General features: G+C 61.3%; 19 protein-coding genes. 12 read left to right on the top strand and 7 right to left on the bottom strand.

Features of this window, described 5'->3' with window-relative positions; genetic code table 11:
* The first annotated feature begins 25 nt into the window (after positions 1-25).
* The gene (gene tssA, locus ACLRDN_RS21140; RefSeq protein WP_413457882.1) at positions 26-1,153 is read left to right on the top strand and encodes a type VI secretion system protein TssA; all 1,128 of its coding nucleotides are present in this window, start codon (positions 26-28) and stop codon (positions 1,151-1,153) included.
* Between the two features lie 91 nt (positions 1,154-1,244).
* On the opposite strand, the gene ACLRDN_RS21135 is transcribed toward tssA, so the two are convergent.
* From ACLRDN_RS21135 to ACLRDN_RS21110, 6 genes are all read right to left on the bottom strand, one after another.
* The gene (locus tag ACLRDN_RS21135; RefSeq protein ID WP_413457881.1) at positions 1,245-2,051 is read right to left on the bottom strand and encodes an OmpA family protein; all 807 of its coding nucleotides are present in this window, start codon (positions 2,049-2,051) and stop codon (positions 1,245-1,247) included.
* 3 nt (positions 2,052-2,054) lie between these two features.
* Complete coding sequence (gene tagF / locus ACLRDN_RS21130; RefSeq protein ID WP_413457880.1) at positions 2,055-3,041, bottom strand: type VI secretion system-associated protein TagF; 987 nt, start codon at positions 3,039-3,041, stop codon at positions 2,055-2,057.
* On the bottom strand, positions 3,038-6,859 hold the full coding sequence (gene tssM, locus ACLRDN_RS21125) for a type VI secretion system membrane subunit TssM (RefSeq protein WP_413457879.1): 3,822 nt from the start codon (positions 6,857-6,859) through the stop codon (positions 3,038-3,040). Before tssM ends, tagF begins: the two co-directional genes overlap by 4 nt.
* Positions 6,860-6,888: 29 nt before the next feature.
* On the bottom strand, positions 6,889-8,340 hold the full coding sequence (locus ACLRDN_RS21120) for a hypothetical protein (protein ID WP_413457878.1): 1,452 nt from the start codon (positions 8,338-8,340) through the stop codon (positions 6,889-6,891).
* 127 nt (positions 8,341-8,467) lie between these two features.
* Entirely contained in the window at positions 8,468-8,725 is a 258-nt protein-coding gene (locus ACLRDN_RS21115; protein ID WP_413457877.1) for a PAAR domain-containing protein, read from the bottom strand.
* Positions 8,726-8,795: 70 nt separating this feature from the next.
* Entirely contained in the window at positions 8,796-9,635 is an 840-nt protein-coding gene (locus ACLRDN_RS21110) for a M15 family metallopeptidase (protein ID WP_413460430.1), read from the bottom strand.
* Positions 9,636-9,857: 222 nt separating this feature from the next.
* On the opposite strand from ACLRDN_RS21110, the gene ACLRDN_RS21105 reads away from it, so the two are divergent.
* The 10 genes from ACLRDN_RS21105 (at position 9,858) to ACLRDN_RS21060 (ending at position 22,756) form a co-directional block, all read left to right on the top strand.
* Positions 9,858-10,754 (top strand): hypothetical protein, encoded by an 897-nt coding sequence (locus ACLRDN_RS21105; RefSeq protein ID WP_413457876.1) that lies wholly within the window; start codon positions 9,858-9,860, stop codon positions 10,752-10,754.
* Between the two features lie 84 nt (positions 10,755-10,838).
* Positions 10,839-13,784, top strand: coding sequence for a type VI secretion system Vgr family protein (locus ACLRDN_RS21100; protein WP_413457875.1), 2,946 nt, complete (start codon positions 10,839-10,841; stop codon positions 13,782-13,784).
* On the top strand, positions 13,781-14,731 hold the full coding sequence (locus tag ACLRDN_RS21095) for a DUF4123 domain-containing protein (protein ID WP_413457874.1): 951 nt from the start codon (positions 13,781-13,783) through the stop codon (positions 14,729-14,731). Before ACLRDN_RS21100 ends, ACLRDN_RS21095 begins: the two co-directional genes overlap by 4 nt.
* Complete coding sequence (locus tag ACLRDN_RS21090; RefSeq protein ID WP_413457873.1) at positions 14,728-15,495, top strand: hypothetical protein; 768 nt, start codon at positions 14,728-14,730, stop codon at positions 15,493-15,495. The genes ACLRDN_RS21095 and ACLRDN_RS21090 overlap by 4 nt, the downstream gene beginning before the upstream one ends.
* 79 nt (positions 15,496-15,574) lie before the next feature.
* The gene (locus tag ACLRDN_RS21085) at positions 15,575-16,369 is read left to right on the top strand and encodes a hypothetical protein (RefSeq protein WP_413457872.1); all 795 of its coding nucleotides are present in this window, start codon (positions 15,575-15,577) and stop codon (positions 16,367-16,369) included.
* Positions 16,366-18,606 carry a hypothetical protein gene (locus tag ACLRDN_RS21080; protein ID WP_413457871.1) on the top strand — a complete coding sequence of 747 codons (2,241 nt, stop codon included), beginning with the start codon at positions 16,366-16,368 and terminating at the stop codon, positions 18,604-18,606. Before ACLRDN_RS21085 ends, ACLRDN_RS21080 begins: the two co-directional genes overlap by 4 nt.
* Positions 18,607-18,624: 18 nt before the next feature.
* The gene (locus ACLRDN_RS21075) at positions 18,625-19,554 is read left to right on the top strand and encodes a DUF4123 domain-containing protein (protein ID WP_413457870.1); all 930 of its coding nucleotides are present in this window, start codon (positions 18,625-18,627) and stop codon (positions 19,552-19,554) included.
* Positions 19,544-19,978 (top strand): hypothetical protein, encoded by a 435-nt coding sequence (locus ACLRDN_RS21070; protein ID WP_413457869.1) that lies wholly within the window; start codon positions 19,544-19,546, stop codon positions 19,976-19,978. Before ACLRDN_RS21075 ends, ACLRDN_RS21070 begins: the two co-directional genes overlap by 11 nt.
* Positions 19,979-20,126: 148 nt before the next feature.
* Entirely contained in the window at positions 20,127-20,579 is a 453-nt protein-coding gene (locus ACLRDN_RS21065; RefSeq protein ID WP_413457868.1) for a DUF3304 domain-containing protein, read from the top strand.
* Positions 20,580-20,599: 20 nt separating this feature from the next.
* On the top strand, positions 20,600-22,756 hold the full coding sequence (locus ACLRDN_RS21060) for a phospholipase effector Tle1 domain-containing protein (protein WP_413460429.1): 2,157 nt from the start codon (positions 20,600-20,602) through the stop codon (positions 22,754-22,756).
* 93 nt (positions 22,757-22,849) lie between these two features.
* Here the strand turns inward: ACLRDN_RS21060 and ACLRDN_RS21055 are convergent, their stop codons facing one another.
* Entirely contained in the window at positions 22,850-24,373 is a 1,524-nt protein-coding gene (locus tag ACLRDN_RS21055) for a methyl-accepting chemotaxis protein (protein WP_413457867.1), read from the bottom strand.
* 287 nt (positions 24,374-24,660) lie between these two features.
* Between ACLRDN_RS21055 and ACLRDN_RS21050 the strand changes: the two genes are divergently transcribed.
* A complete protein-coding gene (locus tag ACLRDN_RS21050) occupies positions 24,661-24,924 on the top strand; it encodes a hypothetical protein (protein WP_413457866.1) in 264 nt (87 codons plus the stop codon).
* Positions 24,925-24,931 lie beyond the last annotated feature (7 nt).

Raw genomic sequence — 24,931 nt, 5'->3', positions numbered from 1 at the left:
ATAACTGATCGGGATCGCATTGACCATGAAACTGCCCACCCTGAAATCCCTGCTCGGCGTCAAGCCAGCCACCACCGCCGTCGACCAGCTGCTCAAGCCCATCAATGACAACCATCCAGGCGGAGAAGACCTTTCCTTCACCGCCGATCTGGACGCCATCGCCGAGGCCCGGCGCTTCGACGATCCGACCCTGGACCAGGGCGAATGGGTCACCGACATCAAGGAAGCCGACTGGATCTTCGTCGAGCAACGCTGCGCACAACTCATCGAAACCCGAAGCAAAGACCTGCGCCTGGCCGTCTGGTACAGCGAAGCCGCCTGCAAGACGCGCGGCCTGCGCGGTCTGGGGGATGGGTTCCTGCTGTTGGCGGGCCTCTTCGACCAGTTCTGGGACCATCTCTACCCCCTGTCCGAAGACGGGGATCACGACCGTCGCGTCGGCAACCTGACCTGGTTGCTGTCACGCTCGGTGCAAATGTCGCGCGAGATCCCGCTGACCGAAGGCCGGGGCAGCGCCTTCTCCCTGCTCGATTTTGATGCCGCCCGCGCCCGTGCGGCCAATGCAGAGCGTATCGCCAACGAAGGCGGCCAGCCGGAAGAGGGCGTCAAGCTGGCCGTCATGGAATCGGCCCGCAAGCGCAGTTCGCATGCCTTCTATGAAGCCATGCTGGCCGATACCCAATACTGCCTCCAATGCCTGGAACATCTGGAAAAGTCCGTCGATGAACGGCTAGGTGTCGATGGCCCCGGATTCTCCTCCGCCCGCGAGGCGATCACCCTGGTGCACGAGACCCTCGTCCGCTTCGCTGCTGACACGGGGCTGCGTTCGGTGGCCCCCGCAGAGATCGCTGTGGCCGATGAAAATACCGCTGCCGTGGCGGCGCAATTGAGTGAGCCGGGCAGCCCTGTCACCGCGCCGGTCCAGCACCAGGGACCGATTCGTACCCGTGCCGAAGCCATTGCCCAACTGCGCGCAGTGGCAGAGTTCTTCCGCCGCACCGAGCCCCACAGCCCGGTGGCGCACCTGGCCGACAAGGCCGCGCAATGGGGCGAGATGCCTTTGCACGCCTGGCTCAAGACCGTCATCAAGGACAACGCCGCACTGTCCCACGTCGAAGAGCTGCTGGGATTGCAACCGCCGCCACAGGACTGAACACTCCCTGGCGACGCGCCCCAAGAAAAAAGGAACCGCAAAACAGCCGGTTCCTTTTTTCATTCCGGGCCAGATTCGCCCGCGTCTTGTCTTACTTGGCAATACGGAATTCGATCCGCCGATTCTTGGCGCGCCCTTCCGCCGTATTGTTGGAAGCGACCGGACGATCCGGTCCCTGGCCTGAGGTCGTCAACAGGCTCTCATCGACCCCCTTGGCGCTCAGGTACGCCTTGACCGCATCGGCCCGTGCCAGCGACAGCGAGATATTGCTGGCGCGCAGGCCTTCATTGTCGGTGTTGCCGATGATCTCCACGTGCCTGCCCTTGAGCTTGAGCATGGTCGCAGCGATCTCATCGAGGATGCGCTTGCCTTCAGGCGTGAGCGTAGCCTGTCCGCTTTCGAAGGCCACCACGCGGTTGGCCAGGGCGTTGTCCAGCAGCCCCTGTTCCGAGGTGGACACCCGCAAGCCATTGTTCACGGTATAGGACGAATTGAGATTGCTGGCCATGTCGCTGGCGATCTGCTGGCGCTGGGCCTCGTTGGACACCTCACCGGAAATGCTGACGCTGGTGCCATCGATCTTCAGCTGGCCACGGCTGACGGCCTTGAGGTTGGGCGAGATCAACTTTTGCACGTGATTGTTCCAGTTGGCCGGCAGCACCACCTGGCCGACCGCAATCTGGTCGACCACGCGGTCGGCGCCATAGACTTCGCGTAGTCGCGCCAGCGCGGCAGCCTTGCTGGCTTCATCGGGGACAGTGCCCGTCACCAGTACCTGACCGGGTGCGGGCGTGGCGACCGGCGGTGCAACGTTCTGTGCATGAACGATTGAGCAGGTGAGCCAGGCCGCGCTCAACAGTGCCAGCCGACGGGTTTGGGAAAGAATGTTCGTCTTCAAGATTCAGGCTCCGATGAAAGCTTCGCGGAACGAGGCAAGCGCCGAGGTCAGCGAGAGGTCGGGATGGGCCAGGTAGCTGGACAGTTTCTGGATGCCGTAATCACCGCCCACATGTTCTTCCACCCAGTCGGCCTCATCGAAGGGGATGTTGTGCTCGGCGCCGGCCTGGGCATCCATCACCGAATGCAAGGTGCGCGGGGAGGCGCCGGAGAACCCGAGGAACATGGCCGGTTGCTCATCGCGCCGGGTCATGAACAGCGCCAGCTCGAAATCGGCACGCGTGAGGAAGGGCGTGATCAGGTGCATCCAGAAGCTGGCCACCAGACTGCGGTACATCGGGTCGCGCGGCAGCGGCAGGATCAGGTTCTTGTCCAGGCGGCTGGAGGTGCTGGCCATGACCGGTTGCAGCAGCAGGCCCAGGGCCAGCAACAGCTGGCGCAGGTTGCCGCTGAAGCCGGCCTCGGCCAGCATCTGCTGCAGCGAGCCCGTGGTCTGCAGCTCAAGGAAATCGGCGAAGGCCGCGCTGTAGCCGGCACTGTTGATGTCCAGTTCCAGTGTGGTCGCCGCCAGCGTCTGCAGCGGCTGGGCCGGATCGGGCGCGGTCAGGACACCTTGGGTCAGCGACTCCAGGCGCGACCATAGTCGAGAGAGGATCAGTGGACTGTTGCTCACGAAGGCGACCGGGTCCTCGATATCGAAGGCGCTCATCGAAATGAACGGAAAGCGCCGCTGCGACTGGTCGCCGCTGGCACGCAGGTGGCCCGCCACGGCGCGCCGGCTGCGCGGGCCCATGACCACGAAGTGCAGGGGCTTGACGCCGTCATAGATGATTTTCCAGCGCGCATCACGCGAGAGCAGCTCCATGGTCTGCGCCAGCCAGTTGTCCAGCAGCGTGATCAGGGCGGCGTTGTCGGTGGCCTTGATGAAATCCCCGCGAGCCGGAATCTTGCCGAAATAGCCGACCTTGATGGGGGTACCAGATGCGCTCATTGCTTGGCCCCTGTGGTAATGGATTGAGTTTGCGATTGCACTTGCGGCGCCGGCGAGGATGCTTCCGGTGTGCCGCCGGCAATGGTTTCGGGCAGCTTCAGGCCACGCAGGGCCGCCGTGCCGCGTGCGGCGCCATTGCTGTTGCCGGAGACCTCGGCGCTGCTGATGATCTTCAGGTTTACCACCACCGTCACGCCTTCATTGGTCCACGACAGCTCGAAGGCGCCGTTATCCTTGCGCTTGCGCTGGGCGGTATTGATCAGGCGCTCCAGGCCGAAGCGTCCCGGCTGGTTCGCCACTTCCACGGTGCGGCCGTCATAGGTCACGGCCGTCACCTTGGCACCTGGTGCGCCTTGCGGATTGGGCCACACGAAGTTGGTCCACTGGGCCTGGGTGTTGCGGTAGCGCAGTTGCTGGCCATCGATCTCGATGGTGTATTCCAGCGCGCCCGGTGCTGGCTGGGGCTGGATCTGGAACACCGTCTGCGCATCGGCAGCACCGCCACCGCCGCCTGCACCAGCACTGCCCGGAGTGCTGATCCAGTCGGCGAAGCTGGTAGTGATGGCGGGCGACAGGGTGATACCCATGTCGGCCCACTTGCGTGGCGACAGCGTATCGCCCCGGCGTACCACCAGCGGACCCATGGCCGTGGTCACGAACTTGGAGATCGCGCCGTTCTCGCCAAACACGGTACCAATCTCGCCGCTGTTGGCCTCGATCTTGGAGTTGGGCGAGAACGGATACTTGGCGGCCAGGTTGTTCTGGAACGGCTCGTACACCTGGGCGCGCCAGATCTTGTTGACCTCGCCTTCGGTCGGACGCACCAGGGCATTGAAGCCCTGCACCAGCGGACGCACCAGCAGCGGCCGCAGGGTGGTCTTCTGCTGGTCGTTCAGGCCGGGCAGCATTTCTTCATCCACGAACTTGAGCGAATCCGACAGCTCCGAGCCGCTGCCTTCGAGCGTCTGCTGCATCAACTGCTTGGCACCGGGGCCGGTGTCGCCCTGGTTCTTGATGGTGTTCAAGCGGGTCCGCAGCTTGGAGAGATTTTCCATGTAGCCGCGCATGAGCGAATTGCCCTTGTCCTTGCTCACCACGAGACGCGCCACGCCGGCGAATTCTCGACCAACCGGACCCATCGGAATGGCGCTGCTGCCGTCGGTATTGAGCTGGGTCGGCACCGGGACCGGTGCCGGCGAGCGGCGCAGGATGGTTTCCTTGAACCAGCCCATGAAGCCCTTGCTGGCATTGGCCAGGCCGGCATCGACCAGGGACGGGTTGTCCCACGAGGTTTCGTCGTAGACCGTGCTGATCACCTTGTTCAGGGGCGAAGTCAGCGGGTCACCCAGGCGGTTCATGGCGTTGGTGGCATCGTCCAGGTTGCGCAGTTCGACGATGCTTACGCCCTGCAGGAATTTCTGCCACTCGCGCGCGTATTCTGTCTTGTACTGCGACACGAGCGCTTTCTGGATCTGTTCCGGGCTGCCTTCGAGCGTCAGGTCATCCTTGGAGGAGGTCTTGAGCACCCAGTCGGCACTTTGCAGTTCCTTGTTGGCGGCTTCCTTGAAGGCATCCTGCACGAACTTCTCCCAGGCATCACGGGTGAAGGTGCCGGGGATGGCGTAACTGCCCATGACCAGTTCCTTGTCCTTGTCACCGACGATGCGGGCCACGGTCATGGAAGCGAAGCGGGTGGCGGCGCGCGCCTTCACATCGGCGTACACGCGTTCACGCGCCGGCATGCCACGCACCACGCGGCGCAGGTTCTCGCGGGTCTGGTCGACCAGGGTCAGCTTGCTTTCCACGGTGGGCCAGGACGGATCATTGATCTGCTCCAGCGAGAAGCTGATGAGACGCTCGGCGCTGCGGATCATCTGCTCGCGCGGCATGGTGCCGCGGTTGGTCTCCAGCCAGCCGCGCCAGAAGCGGGTGATCTGGTCGCTCAGGTGGCTCGATTCGGCACGCGACTTGTCCGATAGCATCAGGTAAGTCTTGAGCGCATTGTAGGCATCCTCCACGCTGGTGGCCGAGCTGTCCTTGTAGGTGCGCAGGGCATTGGCCGCCTGGGCCGCGTTGTCGGCCACGGTGGTGACACCACCGGCTTGTGGCGGCTTGGCCATCGGTTCCAGCTTGCCGGAATTGGCGTTGACTTCCATCAGGTAGGTCTCGATGTTGGAGGCCACCGGCTTCAACATGATTTCCTTGATGCCGGCGAAGTATTCCTCGCGCAGCTTGCGCTCCAGCAGGTCGCCCTGGTAGAGCCCCAGGCCGACCGAGAAGGGACGGCTGGAGCGATAGCGGTCCAGTTGTTCGATTCGGTCCTGCAGAATTTCCAGTGCCTCGAAACGTGACTGCAGGTCCAGGCGCTTTTCCTGCAGCTTGACGGCCTTGTCCATGTCTGCCTGCACGTTGGCCACCAGCTGGCGGTTGCCCATGTAGGACCAGCTCCAGCCACCCAGCAACGCGCCCAACACAGTCACGGCCGCGAAGAAGGTGATGTAGCGCATGCGGATCTTGTTGCGGCTGGTGTACTGCGCCACCAGTTGCTTGTCCGCGAAGATGACCTGCTTGAACAGGTTGTGCAGGAAAAATCCGTGCTTGGACAAGAGCTCGCGCTGCGGCTTGTGTTCCAGCGTCAGCCCGAAGCGGTCGGCAATGCGCTGCGAGGAGGCGCTTGCCGTGGCGCCTTCCTGCAAGGCGCTGGTGAAATAGAAACCACGGAAAACCGGCTTGAACTGGAAGGGATTTTCCTCGAACAGCGTGGTCACGAAGGAACGCAGCACGCCCTTGATGGCCGAGAATTCCAGCGGAAAGGTCAGTACACCCGGCGCCATGTTCTCGCCGCGCTTGACTGACATGTTGGCCAGGCTCATCTCCTTGAGCCCGGCGTAGAGTTCATCAAAGCGTTCGTCAAAGAAGCTGCTGACTTCCTGCCCGCTGCGCTTGCGGTCATAGGCCAGGGTCGCGCCCCAGACGCGGTCGCGTTCGGTGCGTTCGGTGTCCAGGAAGAACTCGTTGAAGCCGGTGATCAGGTCAGCCTTGGTGAAGACCACATAGACCGGCGCAAAGACTTCCAGCTTCTCGGTCAGCTCCTGCACGCGCTGGCGCAGGTTCTTGGCCAGGTTGATGGCGAACTCGGGACGGTTGCCGGTCAGCTCGGCAATGCTCACGGCGATGATGATGCCGTTGATGGGCGCCTGCTTGCGATAGCGCTTCAACAGGCCCAGGAAGCTGAACCATTCATTGCGGTCTTCTTCGTACACCGAGTAGCGCCCGGCGGTATCGAGCAGGATGCCCTCGGTAGTGAAGAACCAGTCACAGTTGCGTGTACCGCCCACCCCATGGACGATCTTGCCGCCCTCGTCGGCGAAGGGGAACTGCAGCCCGGAATTGGCGATGGCGGTACTCTTGCCGGCCGCAGGATTGCCGATGACCATGTACCAGGGCAGTTCGTACAGGGCAGCGGCGCCCGATTTCTGGCCCAGCTTGGAGGTCTTGATGGTGTTGATGGCGTCCAGCATGCGCTGGCGCAGCGCGGCCACGTCATCGCGACGGGCGCCGTCGCTGCTGGCCGGTGCCGGCTGGGCGGCCTGCTGCTCCAGCACGTTTTCCAGCTTGCTGGCGGCGCGCCGGGCTTTCCAGCGCTTGTAGAGCCAGAATCCCAGCCAGACCAGCAACAGCAGGCCAAGCAGGGCGGCCGCCCAGACCAGCGCAACTTCGAGCTGGTCGGCACCGATGAAGAGGAAGGCGGCCAGGGCAGCGAAGCCCAGGAGGATGAGCACGCGCGTGTCGCTGAGGATTTTCCAGAGTCGTTGCATGATGTGAGCGCTTTGGGGTGGAGTTCTTGTTATGTGGTCGCTGAAGCGGGATCAGGGTGTGAAGCGGCCGCTGCCGCAATGGCCGGCGCACGGCTGAGCGCAACGACGGCGCGCTGCTGCGCGTCTTCGTTGCAGACACAGAGACTGGGCTCGCCACTGTCGTTGGTGGCGGCATGGGCCAGCACCAGGGCTGACAGGGCGGTAGCCAGGCCGGCCGACCCGCAGGTGGCGCCGAGCTTTACGCATTGGCTGCCCAGGTCCAGCTCGGGCAGGACGGCATAGCCCAGCTTCATGATTTCATCGGTGCGGCTGGCCCGGTAGTCGCCGTCACTGACCAGCAGGGCCAGCGCATCCGGGGCAAGCGCGGCGTCGCGCAGGGCGCCTTGCGCCAGCTGGCTCAGCAGTTCGCCATTGACCCGGCGTGCCTGGTCCACAGGCTGCTCATGCTGTCCCAAGCTGGGCCGGTGCAGCAATACGGGGTCGGCGGTGCCCATGGCCAGCGCTTGGGTGGTATCGGCCAGGATCAGGCCGGCTGCGCCTTCGGCCGGTGATTTTCCGATGCTCTGCGGGCCTTGCAGCAGTTGCCTGTCCTGCTGCCAGGCCTGCACGATTTCTGCATCCAGGTTGGACTGGGCTGCAACGACCATGGCCAGGTAGGAGGAGGCCAGGAAAGGGGAGGGTTGCTGTGTGCGCGCATCACGGCTGGTGGCGATCAGGCGGTCCAGGTGCAGCAGGGGATGGGCATTTTCGCCGGCGGCGGCCGGCAGCACGTTGAGCTTTTCCGGCGGCCAGCCTTGCTGGCAGACTTGTTCACCCAGCCAGCGGGCGGCCTGAAGGCGATGCTCGCTGCCCCAGGTGGCCGGCAGCAGCACCAGCAAATGCAGGTGCGGCAAGCCCACTGCCTCCTGGTGGTGGCGCGGGGCTTCGACATATTCCTCCAGCAGGGGATGCCACTGCAGCCGCTCGCCCAGTTCACGGGCGATGTCGGCGGCCAGGGCCAGGCTGCGCCAGTGGGCAGCGCCCAGTGCTGCCAGGTCTTGCCCGGGGTAGTGCTGCTGATGCCAGGCTTGGTAGATTTCGCGCGCTTCTTCACCTGCGATGTCGGCGATGCGGCCGGCGAGGATGGGCAGTTCCTGATCGTTCACCAATTCTGCATCCAAGGGCAGGCGCACGGATTGCGACCTGATCTGTTCGAGCAGACTGGCGGCGTCCTCCCCGAAAGGGCAGCGCAGCGCAGTGGCCACGATGGCCAGGGTCCACTTGCGTTCGGGAGGGTGGCCGGGTGCGCTGCTGGCCGCAGTCGGCGCAGGCACGGCGGCGGCAGCAGCAGCCTTGGCCGCGGCCGCGGCCGCCAGCGTGGTCCTGGCCTTGGCAACGCCCCAGAGCAGCAGCAGGAAGGCTGCCGGCAGCACCAGCAGGTAGAGGATGACATCGCCGCCATCGGGCATGTGATTGGCGCCGGACCAATAGGTGATGAACATCACCCAGGTCACCAAGAAAACTGCGACGGTCAACAGACCCCGCTTTATCCATGTGCTCATCAGCGTTCGCTTTCCGGATTTTTATTGTTGTTGTGAACCCTGCCCCTGTCGTGTTGGATCGCCCGGTTCAGAGCGTCGTGGTGGCCTGGCTGGCGACCAGCACCGCGCCGCACGCGGTCTTGTCGCCATCGCGCGCCACCGGTGCGCCATCCACCAGCAGCGTGGGATCGCCGCTGACGATGGTGGTGGTACCGTGACGCGGGCAACTGACCTTGTCGCCGATGCGCGCCACCAGCTTGTTGCCGACCAGGGTCTGGCCGGAACCCTCGATGACGCTGCCGCCATGCGAGGTCTTGTCTCCGAGGACGATGATCGGCTTGCTCATGGTGGATCCCCTTGTATTTTTTACAGTCTGTCTTTCGCCGGAGCGTCGATCAGCTCCGCGCCGTAAAACCTTACTTTTTCATCACGCCCGGCATGCGGTATTCGGTGTGGCCGAAATCCATCATCTTCCAGCGGCCGCCCCAGGTCAGTCCGACGGATTCGGCGACTTCGCCATAGAGGCGGTAACCCTCCATGGCCCACGGATCCTTCTCGCTGATGACCAGCTTGCCATTGCGCACGAAGGCGCAATCGGCGGCCAGGCCGTATTGGTGATAGCTCTGGAAAGCCGCTGCATTGGTGACGTTGCTTCCCATCCCGGCCAGCATGTTCTGGCGCTCCGGGCTGCGGTAACCCTCGATGAGCGCCATCTCGTAGCCATGCTTTTCCTTCATGATCTTGAAGACCAGGAGCAGGCGTTGGGCGTATTCGGGATTGAGCAGTTCCCAGTTGCGGCTGGCATTGACCAGCATCGGTCGGACCTGCACCACTTCAGCAGTCGTAAACATGTCCGGCGGCAAGGGCGGCGGTGGTACGAGTTGCTCACCTTTTAAAAGTTCCGCGATTTGAGAATTGGTTACGCGCTGGCTGTCATCAAATCCCTGCAGCATCGATTTGCCGCTTAACAGAAATGCAACGATAGCGGGACCGATCAACAAGACCGCGATGGTGGACACAATTACGTAATTATTGCGCACGTAGTTCACACTCGCCGTCAGGGAACTCCGGACATTGGATGTGGTCCCTGCAATCACCGCGTCGCCTGTTCTGTTCCAGCGTTCCCACCGGTGCCGCAGGCCGGCAAGCCGGGCGTGCAGGAAGCGCATCGTCAGGACCCGGCCCGATGGAAACAGCAGCAGCCACATCGCGAAGCCGGTGACCAGCAGATAGGCGGCAATGAGAAGGAACAGCACGAACATTCCCCTTTTTATTCTGGCCGGCGCCGGGTGGTGAAGAAGGGCGGACGCCGACACGTTTCTGGAAATTGCGCCGGCTCGTTGGCGAGTGATCGCGTCGGGCGGCAGGAAACGACAAATCAATAAAAATCAAACAACTTGTTTCAAGTTGGATAACCCAGGAGTACGGCCTTGCAGCCTCCGAACCAAGAGAAACCTGCATCCAGAAGACCGAGCTTGATGCCTGCATCCGACAGTTCGTCTGCGGATGAAGTTCGCATCCTCAATTCGATTTCGGATGGAAAGAGCAAAGCCCGCAGCAGTAGCGGGGGCGCACGCAAGCCGCGCCGCGTGCTGGCGATCGTGCTGCTGCTGTTGCTGGTTGCAGCCGGCGTCACAGTGGCTGCGCTGCGCATGAAAGATCGTGATGGTACGAGCGCGCCCGCTCAGGCCACGTCAGCTGCGCCAGTACCGCCCCTGGCCTCGGCTGCGTCGCCCACTGCCTCCACGCCGACTGGTGTGGCCGAGTCGGCTTCCGCTGCCCCTGCGGCGCCGGCTTCGGCTCCCGCCGATGCTGCGGTCATCAATGACACCAATCCCCCTGCGCCCGACGCTGCATCAACAACGGCCCCGCGCGGCCCGGACCAGCTCACTTCGGCACTGGAGGAGGGCGTCAAGCCACCGCCGGCAGCGCTCAAGAATGCGCTGGAGGCCAAGCCCGCAACATCGGAGAAGCCCGCCAGGCAATCCGCCCAGCATGATGAAAAAAAGAAGAAGCCCGCCAAGGCAGAAACCCGCAACGACAGCGATGTGGATCTGATCAAGGCCTTGGTTGCCCGCTCCGGCGAGGTCGATAAAAAGCGCAGCAACAGCGCCGCCGGCAATGCGAACGGTGGCAATGGCGCCGGTGCGGATGGCGCTCCCCAGAAATCTGCGCAGGCCCACGCCAGCGCTGCCAAATCCAAGGAAGCCCGCAACGTCGACGTGGTCGAACGCAGGAACGGCGAGAGCACCGCATCGCTGCTGCAGCGCTGTCACGCGCTGGGCTTCGTGGAAGGTGAATTCTGCCGCTGGCGCATCTGCTCGGGCCGGTGGGACAGCGATCCCGCCTGCAAGGTGCCCTCCGCAGACAATTAGAAAATCCAGGTGCAGGCCTCCCCGCATGCCAGCTGGCCAATCCTGATCTGAAACCTGTCCTTTATTCTGTACAACCGGTGACCGATGTCTGAGCTGCTCAACCAGCTGGTGCAATTCACCAGCGCGACCCGTCTCTATCGCCTCTCCGTCGGAGAGGGCATCGCTGCCGGCGATCTGCTGGTGGAGGCCTTTGCCGCCTCCGAAGGCCTGCACGCCGTCGGGGTACGTGAGGTGATCGTCCTGAGCCTGGATGCCGGCCTGTCGCTCACTACCCTGATCGGCCAGCGGGCCAGTTTGCAGGTGAGTCTCTCAGATGGTTCCAGTGCCAGTTTCTCCGGCCTGGTCAACCAGGCTGCCAAGCTCGGCAGTGAGGGCGGCTTTGCGCGTTACCGGCTGCGGCTGGTACCCTGGGTCTGGCTGCTGAGCCAATCGCGCAACAGCCGCGTGTGGCAGGACAAGGGGATCACCGAAATCATCGGTGACGTCTTCAGTGCCTATGCCCCGCATGCGAACTGGCAGTGGTCGGATGAAGTGATGCCCTTCCTGCAGGACCTGCCGCCGCGCAGCTACACGGTGCAATACCGGGAAAGCGATCTGGACTTCGTGAGCCGTCTGCTGGCGGCCGAGGGTTTGTCCTGGCGCGTGGAGGAATCTGCCGAGTCTGGCGCCGGACACCGCCTGGTCATCTTTGCCGACTCTTCCCGCACTACCGCCTTCCCTGAAGACGCCAGCAGTGCCGCCGGTCTGGGCGGGCAGGGCATCCGTTTTCATGCCGCCGGCGCGCGCGAGGAGCAGGACAGCATCCAGGCCCTGGCGGCCCGCAGGTCCTTGCAGGCGGCGTCCTTCACGCTGCTTTCCTACGATTACAAGAGCAAGCAGGCCGTTGCCACCAGCATGCCGACCCGCCATGCATTCGGCCATGAGGACGCCCCCCGCCTGGAGAGCTACGACAGCCCCGGCCTCTATGCCTATCGCAACGCGGCCGAAGCGGACCGCTACGTTCGCCTGCACCTGGAAGCCAGCGAAGCCCGCAACAAGCTGTGGCAGGGGCACAGCACGGTGCGCACGCTGCGTCCGGGTACGCGCTTTACGCTCACCGAGGGTCCGCTGGGCCTGGCCGCTGCGACTGGCAAGCCGCCGGAATACGCAGTGTTGTCGGTCCTCAGTGCAGGTGTAAATAATTTACCCAAGGATGCGCTGGAAGGCCTGGCCGAACTGTTCGGCCCGCTGCCACCGCTGCTGGAAGAATGCCTGACTGCATGCCAGGCCTGGCAAGTTGGTGCGCAGGGTAGCCTGCATCCTGATTCCATTGACGTCAGCCATCGCGCCGACCTCGATGCGATGGTCGCCCAGGCCCGCAAGCTCGGTTACGCCAATAGTTTCGAAGCGATCCGCGCCGATGTCGTGTGGCGTCCGGTACTGGCCGACGGCACTGGTCTGGTTCGGCACGCCGGCGCCACCGCCCGCGGCAGCCAGAGCGCCATCGTGGTCGGTCCCAACGGTGAAAGCACGGCCAATGGCGCCGACGAAATCCATTGCGACCGCCTGGGCCGCGTCCGCATCCGCTTCCACTGGCAGGGCCGCAACAATGATGCCGCTGCAACCTGCTGGGTGCGCGTGGCGCAGCGTTCGGCCGGTGGCGGCAATGGCATGCAGTTCCTGCCGCGTATCGGACAGGAAGTGCTGGTGCAGTTTCTGGAAGACGATATCGACCGCCCGGTCATCCTGGGCGCACTCTACAACGGCCAGGGTGAAGGTTCAGCCCCGCCCACGCCCGGCGGCCAAGCTGCGCAGGGCAGCGGCCAGGAGCGCGGCAAGGTCTTCACCAGTGCCAGTGATCTGTCGCCCAGCGGCCAGGGCAACCTGGCGGGCGGCAATGCGCCGACCTGGCACGGTGGCAGCCAGGATGGCGACGGCCATCGCAACGCTGCTGCGCAGTGGGGCATCCGTTCCAAGGAATTCGGTGGCTCCGGCTACAACCAGTTGCTGTTCGACGATACCGACGCCCAGGGCCGCATCCAGCTCAAGACTTCGCAGGCGGCGTCCGAACTCAACCTCGGCCACCTGATCCATGCGGCGGACAACTATCGCGGCAGCTTCCGTGGCACCGGTGCAGAGCTGCGTACCGATGCCTATGGCGCGATACGTGCGGGCAGCGGCATCCTGTTTTCCAGCTACCGCATCGAACACGCGGCGGCCAGCCGCGATCCGGCCGGCGACAATGCCGGCGGCATGGCCCTGCTGAAGCAGGCCGCGCTGCTGGGCAAGACCTTCAATGAAGCGGCGGGGACCCACAAGACCGTCGCCCTGGCCAGCCATGTCGGCCCGGCGCAGGCCAATGCCAGCCTCATCAACGACAATGCCGCGCCCCTCGATGCCATGCGCACGGCGGCATCCGGCATGGTCGATGGCGCAGCCGAGAAGAGCGCCGAGGACGTGGCAGCCGCCAACACGCAGACGGGCGAGGGCAAGGTCCCTCAGAGCACCTCGGCCCTGATCGGCATCGCCGCCAAGAAAGGGCTGGGCGTGGTCGCGGGCCAGCATCTGCAACTGGCCAATGGCGAGACGGTCAGCCTGATGTCCGGCCACGACAGCCAGCACGTGAGCGGCAACCAGTTGCGCATGCGCAGCGGGCAGGCCTTGGGCGTGCTGGCCGGCGCCGTTGCGGCGGGCGAGGGGGGAACGGGTTTGCAGATGATTGCCGCGCAACAGAATATCGATGTGCAGGCACAAGCCGATACGCTGGCGCTACAGGCGCGTGATCAGGTGAGCGTGGTGAGTGCCACTGCCAGTGTAGATTGGGCGGCGGCCAGGAAGATCACGCTGTCCACGGCGGGTGGGGCCAACATCACCATCGAGGGCGGCAATATTACGGTGCAGTGTCCGGGGAAGCTCACCATTCATGCGGCGCAGAAGCTGTTCCAGGGGCCGGTGCGTCAACAGGTGCCGATGCCGACCCTGCCCAATAGCGTTTGCAAGGACTGCATTCTGGCTGCGATGAAGCAGGGTGCGCCGGGAATACTGTTATGACCGATAACCCTGGCCAGCCTCTGCTGGACTGGTGCAGATCGCCTGCGCAGGCTCGGCTTCATCGCTTTGCTCTGCTCGACAGCGCACCAGTGGAAGGCGCGTTCCGACAGCGGCCCTTGCAGGGCCAGCGGTTTGCCTCATTGTTCGAAGGACGACAGGAAGCCGTCCTTCCCGAGATCGCTCCCTTGCTGATCGATCTGGAGAGCGCGCAGGGCAGCAGCTTGCAGCGTCTGTGTGAATGGCTCTGGTCGATGGGGCTTGAGCATCCTTGCCTGTCCTGGATGGCATCACCCTTGCCGCTTGATGCGCTGGCAGCCCATCTGCGGCTGTTCCACACGGTGGATCTGAGTGAGGGACAAACCATGCTGTTGCGTTGGTACGATACCCGCATTCTTCCGCAATGGCTTGGCTGCCTGACGCCGCAGCAACATGCGCAGTTCTGCGCACCGCTGCTCAGCCTGTCCTGCCTGGACCGAACGGCGCGTGTGCAGACATTTTTCCAGGACCGCCAGGCGGAGCGTATTGTGCCCCTGTCCGAACCTCCATTGGGCAGATCATTGGTACAACTCGATGACCGCCAATTTTCGCAGCTGATGCATGCCTCCCAGGTCGATATCCTGATCAATCGTCTGCAGTTGCTGATTGCCCCGGAGCTCGCGCGTGTGGCGCGTGGACGGTTGGCTGCCTTCTTGCAGGCGCATGTCGACCAGCTCTGTGCTGCGGGGATAGACGATACCGATCATCAGCTTCAGTGTCTCTTGCCGGCCTTGTACACCTCGGGTGCTGCCTGGCTGCACCCTGCCTTCGCCTCCTTGCTGCAAGCTCCGCCTGCCGGGTTCAAGGCCTTCGCTGCGGCGATTCAGGCGCTTCCCGATGAGATCTATGCGGGTGATCTTCCCCTGTGGGAGAAGGAAGAGCTTGTTGGCAGACAGGATGCGGCTGCATGAACGTAGTAGTAATCAAAATTGCTGTTGGTGCGCTGCTGGTAGGGCTGGCGGGATGTGATCGATTCTCTTCCGAGCCGACCTATAGTGGCTTGAGTCTTGAGGCGTTCAATTACACGCCCTATAACCTGGACCGCTTTGTGATCAAGGATAAATATGGAAACAAAGGTTCAGGTGGTGGAGATTTGCCACCTGGTTCGGGAGAAGGGAGCTTGTCCTGCTGCCATGAATTAAAGGGGACGGAGTTCGAAGTGGAATGGGATGCGTATGACGCTGATATCGCTTCACGTGATATTTATGCGCCGATCAAGATGATCAAGTCGACTGCAAAGGTACATATTTCTCCGACCAATATCAGAGGAGGGTCAGGTGCCAGGATTCTGGGTTTGCATTTCTATCCGGACGGTCATATCGAGCCTGAATTCAGGAATGACCTCGGCGGATCTCGATTCAACTTTGGCGCAATTGATCAACGCTTGGTGACGAAGTACGGCAATCAGATGAATCCCGATGGTCGCCTGAACCTCTTTGAAGTTTTCAGGCGCACGGCCCGTATCGCAGGACAGGGCTGGGTCAAGTATCGCCTGATAGATGATGCGGACCTGGAGCAGTATGTGTATTTCAATCTGTTGGTAAACAAGAATTTTGATGAACATCCGCAGGTGAAGAAGATCTTGCAAGAAACACAGGGAAAGCCAGGCGCTTTTGCGACGGAGATGAAACAATTGCCTGCCTCGGCTATTGCCGAGATACGCCAGATCCCCTAGCGGAAATTGCAGGCCGGATTGATCATGAAGGTTTCCGCTGAAAAGGCGTGAGCACGAAATTGAGATAACAGGAGATGGGATGAAAAAAATTGGCAGCGCCCTGTTCAGTGCGGTTGCGATGGTGGTGGCGTTGGTAGGGTGTGATGGCCTTTCCTCCGAACCCACCTATAGCGGCTTGAGTCTTGAGGCCTTCAATTACACGTCCTATAACCTATCCAGATTTGTTATTACCGACAAGTATGGAAATCAGGCCAGCGGCGGCGGAGATTTGATGCCGGGCTCTGGTGCGGGCAGACTTAGCTGTTGCTATCAATTGCAAGGCACGGAATTTAGCGTTGAGTGGAAGATGTATGACGCAGATGTCGCCTCCAAGGATCTTTACAAGCCAATTCAATATATTAGTTTTAAAGAAAATATCCATCTTCCTCCGACTAAGTTGGAAGGAAACGCAGGCACCAGAATATTAGGATTACATTTTTACCCGGATGCGCATGTCGAGCCTGAATTCAGGAGTGATTTGGGAGTATCTCGGATCAGTTACCGAACCGTTCATCGAACGCTTCTGCAACAGTATGGGGAAAAAGTTGATCCGGCCGGAAAACTGAATGAAGCCGAATTATTCAGGCGGACGGCACGGATTGCCAGTGAAGCATGGAAAAAATATCGTCTTACGGACTCCGAGGATTTGGTGCAGTTTGTTAAGTTCTATTTATTGGTTAACCCCGACTTTGACCGATTTCCGCAGGTGCAGGAGATTCTAAAAGACACAAAGGGAAAACCGGGTGATTTCGGTAGAGAGATGAAGAGGCTTCCAGAGGCCGTTGTAAATCAAATTAAGACTTTTTCTGTCAGTGGCAAGGAGCAGCACCCATGACTCGCACTACCGGAGAAAGAGATGCTTCGAAACCAAGTCTGGAAGACCGTTCCCCGCCGGACCTTGCTATAAAAATGGCAGGTGCGAGGGCCAAGCAGAAAGAGGCAGAGAAACTTGCCTGCCAAGCTGATATACACGTCGGATTCTTTTTTGACGGCTTCGGCAGAAATCGAGATATGGATGATCCACAGACATCCCGTTATTCAAATATCTGCCGTCTGTGGGAAGCGCACAGAGATAACGAAGATGTTCGTCGGCCAGACAATCAGTTCTGGTATAGCTTCTATTACTCAGGATTAGGGACGCCTCTGAACAAGGATGCAGCTAATCGTGATCTCGTCCGCGCCGCTACCAAGATTGCGAAGAACGCCGGTGGCGCCGCCCTGTCTGCGGCGAGCAAGATTGCAGGCTACGATCGTGTGGCAAAGTCCGTAAAGACAGTAGCTGGTGTTGCGGATCCGATGAAGCTGGGCGGCAAGGTATTGAAGAACTCGTTGACTGAGATGTCTTTCCGCCCAGTGGTCAAGGCTTACAAGGACGTGATCAAGGAAACCAAGGCCTTGCCCGGTAATGCGCGGCGCATGCTGACCATGGCCAGCGGTGACCGTTGGGTCATGCGTGGCAAGGCTTCATTGCGAGGTTTCCTGTATGACCTCAAGAAAAATCCCTTGAAAGCAAGTTGGTCTGCTGCCAAGGTATTGATGGCCGATGTGGTGGCCGATTCCATTCCCATGGTCCGCGATAGTGCCGCCAGTGCCAGTCTCTTCGGAACCGGCGTTGACGTGAGGCTCAGTGCGGCCTTGGACCAGTTCAAGGCTGCCTACGCGGATGCCAAGGGCAAGATCCCCAAGATTCAACGTATGCAGGTCAGTGTGTTTGGTGCCGACCGGGGATGTGTCATCGCGCGAGCATTCGTCAATGAACTCGCTCGCATCTACAAGCGCGCCAATGAGCAGGACTTGGCCATCGACGGTAGCCTGATCGAAATCAAGTTCGTCGGGTTGCTGGATAGTGTCGCTTCGATCATGGAGGAAAACAAACTCATCGGTTTTCTGCCTCTGGTCGGTGTGATCAAGCAAAACTACGGCGATCGTGCTTTGGCAATACCGCCGGCTGTACAGCGTTGCGTACATTTCGCGGCGGCTCATGAACTACGTTTCTATCAACGCCTCGACAGCTTGGAAAAAACTCGCGGAGAACAATATCTTTATCCGGGTACCAGCGAGGACGTCACAGGTGGTTCCCCGGATGGAACGCTCAACTTCCGTGGGGAATTGCAACGAGTTCCTCTCCGGGACATGCTCCATGAGGCTCTGATTTCGGGCGTCATGATGGACCGCATGGAGGATCTTGCAATTTACAAGACTGAGACATTTCAAAAATTCTCCCTGGCGGCCCCCATCGTCGACGAGCAATCCAGCTACCGCATGATGGAACTGGTCAACGCCTATCGCGCCGTCGTCCCGCGCGCGCCAGGCCTGGATTTTCTCAAGCACATGAGCGTCTTCATCTCCTGGCTGGCGGTACGCTACCAGTCCAAGGAATTCCGCGAATCCGTGACCACCCATGCAGACGCCGTGCGCGCCGCCCAGGATCAACGGCGCCAGCGGCGTGAGCGTGCGGAGAAGGCGTTCGCAGAGGCGCGCCGCACGGCCTCGACCGACCGCGAAGGCTATGGCCGGGCGATGGCCGAGTTGTTCGCGGCGCAGGATGATGAAACCCGCAACATGCCAAACACCGTCCTGGAAGTGCATCGCCCCTTTGTCAGCGTCTGGGAGCGTCTGGACAAGGAAGCGCAGGAGGTCATCGCGCAGCGGGCCCGCTATCAGAAGCAGCAGGACGACGAACCCCAGCGCAAGATGATATGGCAGAAGTACGTTGACGAGCATCCGGCCGTGTTCATGGACCCATCGGGCCAGAAACCGACCTACAAGCCGGCACGTCCGTTGATGTCGCCCGGGGAGCTCACGCTGGCCGATGCCTGGATCAATGCCTCCAATGGCAAGAGCCCGCTGCCGGACAAAGTGATGGCCCTGTTCGATCTGCTGGTCCATGACACCATGCTCACCAGCTGGCACGACCATGTTCTCTCTGCCACCTTGTATTTCCAGACGCGCGCCATCGATACCTTCGGCAAAACCGATGCGAAGAAGGAAGAAGAGACCAGGAAGAGCGACGACATGAATGCCGCAGCGGTGCGGCGGCTGCAGGGCAATGCGCTTGTTGTCCCGAACTAGATCACCGGGACTGATGCCATGAGTGATATACCTGATGATCCGTTGGCGCTGGTGCATTGGGCGCAGGCATGTCGTGAACACGGCCACCATGCCTTCCTTCTGCTCGACACGGCGCAGGCCGAGGCGAGCCATCTCAAGCTGCAGTCCATGCACATCCCTTATGCCTCGCTGTTCGAGGGAAAGCGCGAAGAAGCCCTGCCTGAAATCGCGCCCCTGCTGCTTCCGCTTTCGGGGCTGGATGAGCAGCGCGCACGCATGCTGGTGCGCTGGGTGTCTCCGCTCGGTTTTGCCGCCCCCTGCCTGAGCTGGTATGAAAGTACGCTCGGCCTGCACGACTTTGCAGCGCATCTGCGCAACTTCCACCACGTGGGCCTCAGCGATGGGCAGGCCCTGATGATGCGCTGGTATGACACGCGCATCCTGCCGATCTGGATCCAGGCGTTGAGCCAGGATCAACTGGCGCTCTTCACCGGGGGCATGCTCAGCCTGGCTTTCGTGGATCGCTTTGGCGAAGCACGGACGCTCTACCAAAGCGAGCAGGTCCGGCCTCCCAGCCAGGCTTTGCCCTTGGATGCAGCGCTGGTGAGGCTCGATGACCGCCAGTTCGGCCTGCTGGTGGATGCCGGGGATCTCGATGCCCTGCTCACGCATTTGCGCTTCGTGATCCCTGATGAGACCAATGCATTGCCCACGCGCACGCTGGTGGAATTCGTCGCCACTTATCAGCAGCGTGCGCGTGAAGCGGGCGTGGATGATATTGACCGGCAGACGCAGTACGTGTTGCTGGCGCTCTACACCAGCGGTGCCGGCGTTGAGCATCCGGCCGTGAAGGCCTTGATGCAGGATCCGCCGGATTCCCTGGCAGGCTACTTCGATGCCTTGCAGGCCATGCCTGAGGAAGTCTGGGAAGCAGGGCCACCTCTTTGGGAGAACGTGCATGTCGCATGAGCATTGGCAGAAACGGATTGCTTTGCCGCAGTGGGTGCTGCTGTTGGGAGTGGCCTTGCTGCTGGCTATGCCTGGCACCAGCACGCAGGCGCAGACCAATGAAGATCTGAAGGCCCTGGTGGCGCATCTCAAGTTCGTCATTCCCGATGAAACGGCACTGGTCGAACCGAAAAAGCTGGAACGCTTCGTCGCGCAATACCAGAAGCGCGCGGTTTCTGCGGGACTCAAGGATATCGATCGCCAGACCGCCTACGTACTGCTGGCCTTGTACACCTCGGGCAAGGGCGTCGAACAGCCGGAGTTCAAGCAGGTGATGGCGCATCCGCCGGTTTCCCCGGATGCATTCAGCGATGCCCTCATCGGCCTTCCACAACGTGTGTACGATAGCGGGCAGCCCTTGTGGGAGGCGTCCAACGCTCGCTAGCCAGATTGTCTCGCGTGCGCAGAATGGCGCAAATTTCAGGAGGTGTTGCACTGGGTTGGCAGAGTACGGACTCGTACTCTGCCGTCGAAAGGTAACGGAAAAGATGATAAGGCGGTCAATGTTGAAGATCCGATGCTTGTTGAGCGTCATGGCGCTCTTGAGCCTGGGCATGGTTTTTGGATGCAGCAGGGCCGATGCGCCTGCCGCCACGATGACGCTCAATCTGGTGGGCTACAACCACATGCTGGAAGGCATTGCCAACTTCGATGTACAGATCAAGGGGGGCAGCAAGACAGGGGGCGGGTTTCTCGATGCCGGAAGCGGAGGCGGCGGAATGATCTGCTGTGTTTCCGTGCCCGAGAAGTGGCAGCCGGGATTGAGCGCACAAGTCCATGCCGAGGTCTACCGCAACTCTGGCGAAAAATACGACATTGCCAAGGAAGTCCCCATTCCGCAGTACACGCCCGATCAGGCAGGACATGTATCGGTCCATTTCCTGCGCGATGGCGAGGTCAGGATCTTCGTGACCAAATACGCGCTCTGGCATCCGGACTACCCGCTCAAGGGCAGGCAGGCCGAGCTCAAACCGGCAGCCAGGTAAATCAGGAGATATCAGTGAGCATGCTCTATACAGGGCGTCCGGTACCCATCAACGGACATCGCAAGTTCTCGGCCAAGGAGGCCCTGCAGCGCGCCAAGGCCATGCGTTGCCTGCGCGCACGCGGTGAAACGGAATGCAAGGGCCAGGTCTTTGTCGGCCTCTTCTTTGATGGCACCGGCAACAACGACAAGTGGGTAGAGGACGGGCAAACCAAAAACCAGCGACAGCGTAACAAGCACAGCAACGTTGCGCGGCTCTACGATGCGTATCTCGACGATCCGGAAAACGGCTTCTTTCGCGTGTACATGCAGGGAGTGGGCACGCCCTTTGCCGAGATCGGCGACACTTTCAAGCTTGGGACCGACATCGGCGGTAGCGGCTTCGGTTTCATGGGCGCGGACCGCATCAACTGGGGCATCACCTCACTGCTCAACGCAGTATATGGATATGCGACAGGTACCACGTTGTTTTCAGGGAATGAACAGCGCAATCTGGTCAACCTGATGAGCATGGAAATGCTGCTTAACGGTAATGCCAATGCCTTGCCCCCGGACTGGCAGGTTGGTCAATGGACTGTGCCCGGCTATCTCAGTACTGCCCCTGAGAAAGTGCGCCGTCTTGAGATGTACAAGCAGTTCATGGAAAAGCTGGCCACTTCGCTCAAGAGCAGCCAGCGCAAGGTGGTACAGGTCAACGTATCAGTGTTCGGATTTTCTCGCGGCGCTGCCGAGGCGCGTGCGTGCTGCCATTGGCTGCATGAATTGTTTACCCCGTCGGGCGGGGCATTTGAATTGGCAGGCATCCCTGTGCGCATCGGATTCCTGGGAATTTTTGACACCGTGGCTGCCGTTGGTATTGGCGACGTGACGCCGGTCACATTTGGTCATATGGCGTGGGCTGACAAGACGCAAAGCGTGCCCCCGGCGGTAGAACAATGTGCCCACTTCGTTGCATTGCATGAACAGAGAGCGAGTTTCCCGCTGGAGTCCTCCACCGGCTGGACCAATGTCGGCTATCCCGGAATGCACTCGGATGTGGGCGGCGGCTATTTCCCCGGCGAGCAGGGGAAATCCATGCCCTCTTGGGGCCAGTCGCCTCATTTGTCCCAGATCCCGTTGATCGACATGCACTTTACCGCCCTCAAGGCGGGGGTTCCCTTGTTGACCACACGCGAGATCGAGGCGAAGCCGGCCATCTCTGCGAGCTACGCCACTGACCCGCGACTGATCAAGAGCTACAACGATTGGCTCGCCACCAACGGGATCAAGGCAGGTAGCATCCGCGAATATACCGAAGCGCACACTCGCCAGTATCTGCGCTGGCGTGGCTCCCTGCAGGAAGGAAAGGGCGGCCTCATGCTTGGCAAACGCTTCTATCAGGAGGCCGGAACGTCGGACAAGAAGGACCTGCTGGAAGCGGAAGTGGAGTTGGGCAAGATGATTCGCGACTGGCGTACACGTTCCAATCTGAACCTGGATCAGCGCATGGGGCAGATGGCCCAGAAGTATGTGCGCCGTCTGTCACCGCTGACCGGTTTCCTGATCGGACCCTCCCAGGAGCGGCTCACGGCGCAGGAAAAGAAGTTCTACGACATCATGTGCACGGATCCCATGCCACCCTCGGCGTGCGTCACGCTGTTTGAAGATTACGTCCATGATTCTCGCGCAGGGTTTCGGGTAGCGGGCAAGCACGAACCGATTTTCCTGACCGGCGGTTATGCGCGTTTTCGGCATGTGTTTCTTCAGGGCGAAGGCGATTCCGCAGTACGCAAGATCAGCGAGCTGGTCGAGCGCAAGGTGGGCGACCGTACGGCAGAGATGGCTGAAGATGCGCGTGACATCAGGGACTACACCGTGTTGACGTATGACCGTGCGCGGGTGCGTATCGTCAACGGCTATCACGCCGTCGAGGATGCTGCAGCACGTGCCAAGCGCGAGGTCGAGGCAAAGGCATTGGCCGCCCAGCGGGAGATCCAGGCGCAAGCCGATGCCGCCAGAAGACGGCTTCAGAGTGCAGCCGAGGCGGCGCGCAAACGCGCCGTGGACTTGAAAAACAGAACCGTAGCGGAGGTCAGGCGCGAAGCCGACGAAGCACAGCGCATCTATGATGCCGCCCAGCGACACCTCATGAAGAAGTATGAGGAGCTGGGTGCGATGTGGCACAGCATCGTGGATTGACCGGCGCGGAGGTCGGATCGATGGCCTTGATGCGCTTGAAAGCGAACCTGCGCCAGGTCACCAACGATAGTTGCACGGTGCATCTTTCTCCCTTCAAGCCATCCTCCCCACCCCCAGGCGAAACACGCTGACCGACTCCGCCAGCCTGCGCGCCTGTTCCTTGAGCGCTTCGGTGGCTGCGGCCGCTTCTTCCACCAGCGCCGCATTCTGCTGCGTCACTGTATCCATCTGCGCAATGGCCTGGTTGACCTGTTCGATGCCGGCTTCCTGTTCGCCGCTGGCGGCCGAGATATCGCTCATGATCTGCGTCACGCTGCGCACGCTCACCACCAGTTCCTCGATGGTCGCACCTGCGTTCCTGACCAGCTGGCTGCCGGCTTCCACTTTCTCCACGGATGTTCCGATGAGGGTCTTGATTTCCTTGGCTGCCGTCGCCGCCCGCTGGGCCAGGCTGCGCACTTCCGAGGCCACCACCGCAAAGCCGCGCCCTTGTTCACCGGCGCGCGCGGCTTCCACTGCCGCATTGAGCGCAAGGATATTGGTCTGGAAGGCGATGCCATCGATCACGCTGATGATGTCCGCAATCTCGCGCGCCGAGGCCTGGATCTCCTCCATGGTGCTCACCACATCCGTCACCACCAGCCCGCTGCGCGAGGCCACCTCCGACACCGAGCCCGCCATGGCATTGGCCTGGCGCGCATGATCGGCATTGCGGCGCACGGTGGAGGTGATCTGTTCCATCGCCGCCGCCGTCTCTTCCAGCGAACTGGCCTGTTGTTCCGTGCGCGCCGACAAGTCGAGGTTGCCGCCGGCGATCTGGGTCGAGGCCGTCACGATGGTATCGCTGCCGGTGCGCACGCCGCCGACCACGCGCTGCAGGCTGCTGTTCATTTCCTTCAAGGCCTGCAGCAGTTCACCGGTCTCATCCTTGCGCCTGACCTCGATACGGCTGCCCAGGTCGCCTGCCGCCACCGTTTTTGCAATGGTCACCGCCTCGGCAATGGGGCGCGTGATAGAGCGCGTAGCCAAGGTCGCCAGCAGCGCGGCCAGCAGCACCACCACCGCGCCTACGCCCAGTTCGACGGCTTCGCCGTTGCGGATGGCGCTGGAGATTTCCTGGCCGGTGCCATTGGCATTCTCGCGCGCAATCGCCAGCAGTCCCGCAAAGCCCGCCGCCAGGACCTTGTCGGCGCCGCTGATGGACGCATCGATCTCGTTGACCGCTGCCCCGGCGGCCTTCATCGCCTGCGCCTTGGCTACGGCGTCACGATAATTGCGTTCACCCGTGCTGATCTTCTGCAGCAGCTCTTCTTCCTTGGGGTTGTCCACGCCCAGCTTGCGATATTGGGCCATGAGGCGGGCGATGGCATCCATGTCGGCCAGGAAGTGCTTGTCATAGTCCTTGCCGCGCGTCACGTAATTCTTGAAATTCTGTACGCCGTCGCCCAGCTTGATGTAGCCCTGGGTGGCGTAATCCTGCTTGCTCAGCACCGTGCCGGAAAAATCACCCCAGTGCTGGCCGATCCGGGTCAGCGTGAGCAGGGACGCCGTAATGAGTACGCAAGCCAGCAGCGTGACCAGCAGGAAGGAGCCGCCAAGACGGGTGCCGATTTTCATGTCTCTCCCCTGAAAATTATTTATAAGATTTGTTGATTGTCGCGTCAGCCGGCCAGTGAGAAAACCCGATGGAGGCGGGTAAAAGCCGTGCAACTCATCATTTGGTCATACCAGTGCTGACAAATCGACAAGATGCTTGCAGGCATTCTTTCAGCGCGCGCAAAAGAGCATTGCGGGATCCCCGGTTTTTCCCGCAGATAAGAAACAATAAACTTCCCGCATGGGAATGAAGCACTCATAAGCGATACGCACCGTGCAGCATCCGCTTGCATTCCAGGGAGCAGAACATGAACAAGATCTTCACACGCCAAGTCGTCCTGGCCGCCACGCTGGCCGTAGCCGCCATCTCAGCGCAGGCAGCCTATGCCGGCGAACCGGGCAAGGCCGAGCCGACCTCGACCATCAGCATTCCGGCGCAACAAACGCGCACCGCCGCGGCCGAGCAGCAACAACAGCCGGGCCTGACGCGTGCCCAGGTCATCGAAGACCTCAAGCAATACCAGCGCGCGCACGCCAACCCCAGCTACGCCGAGCTGGTCTTCCTGCGTTGAGAATGGA

Origin of the sequence: Herbaspirillum huttiense (assembly GCF_047300815.1) — a bacterium.
GTDB classification, from domain to species: Bacteria; Pseudomonadota; Gammaproteobacteria; order Burkholderiales; family Burkholderiaceae_D; genus Herbaspirillum; species Herbaspirillum huttiense_A.
This window is presented reverse-complemented; position numbering and strand designations above follow the sequence as displayed.

Coding starts and splice junctions, on each gene's coding strand:
- ACLRDN_RS21120 (WP_413457878.1), bottom strand. CDS start 8,340: ATGTTCATCACCTATTGGTCCGGCGCCAATCACATGCCCGATGGCGGC.
- ACLRDN_RS21080 (WP_413457871.1), top strand. CDS start 16,366: ATGACTCGCACTACCGGAGAAAGAGATGCTTCGAAACCAAGTCTGGAA.
- tssM (WP_413457879.1), bottom strand. CDS start 6,859: ATGCAACGACTCTGGAAAATCCTCAGCGACACGCGCGTGCTCATCCTC.
- ACLRDN_RS21090 (WP_413457873.1), top strand. CDS start 14,728: ATGAACGTAGTAGTAATCAAAATTGCTGTTGGTGCGCTGCTGGTAGGG.
- ACLRDN_RS21115 (WP_413457877.1), bottom strand. CDS start 8,725: ATGAGCAAGCCGATCATCGTCCTCGGAGACAAGACCTCGCATGGCGGC.
- tagF (WP_413457880.1), bottom strand. CDS start 3,041: ATGAGCGCATCTGGTACCCCCATCAAGGTCGGCTATTTCGGCAAGATT.
- ACLRDN_RS21075 (WP_413457870.1), top strand. CDS start 18,625: ATGAGTGATATACCTGATGATCCGTTGGCGCTGGTGCATTGGGCGCAG.
- ACLRDN_RS21055 (WP_413457867.1), bottom strand. CDS start 24,373: ATGAAAATCGGCACCCGTCTTGGCGGCTCCTTCCTGCTGGTCACGCTG.
- ACLRDN_RS21060 (WP_413460429.1), top strand. CDS start 20,600: ATGCTCTATACAGGGCGTCCGGTACCCATCAACGGACATCGCAAGTTC.
- tssA (WP_413457882.1), top strand. CDS start 26: ATGAAACTGCCCACCCTGAAATCCCTGCTCGGCGTCAAGCCAGCCACC.
- ACLRDN_RS21050 (WP_413457866.1), top strand. CDS start 24,661: ATGAACAAGATCTTCACACGCCAAGTCGTCCTGGCCGCCACGCTGGCC.
- ACLRDN_RS21095 (WP_413457874.1), top strand. CDS start 13,781: ATGACCGATAACCCTGGCCAGCCTCTGCTGGACTGGTGCAGATCGCCT.
- ACLRDN_RS21100 (WP_413457875.1), top strand. CDS start 10,839: ATGTCTGAGCTGCTCAACCAGCTGGTGCAATTCACCAGCGCGACCCGT.
- ACLRDN_RS21085 (WP_413457872.1), top strand. CDS start 15,575: ATGAAAAAAATTGGCAGCGCCCTGTTCAGTGCGGTTGCGATGGTGGTG.
- ACLRDN_RS21065 (WP_413457868.1), top strand. CDS start 20,127: ATGGCGCTCTTGAGCCTGGGCATGGTTTTTGGATGCAGCAGGGCCGAT.
- ACLRDN_RS21105 (WP_413457876.1), top strand. CDS start 9,858: ATGCCTGCATCCGACAGTTCGTCTGCGGATGAAGTTCGCATCCTCAAT.
- ACLRDN_RS21070 (WP_413457869.1), top strand. CDS start 19,544: ATGTCGCATGAGCATTGGCAGAAACGGATTGCTTTGCCGCAGTGGGTG.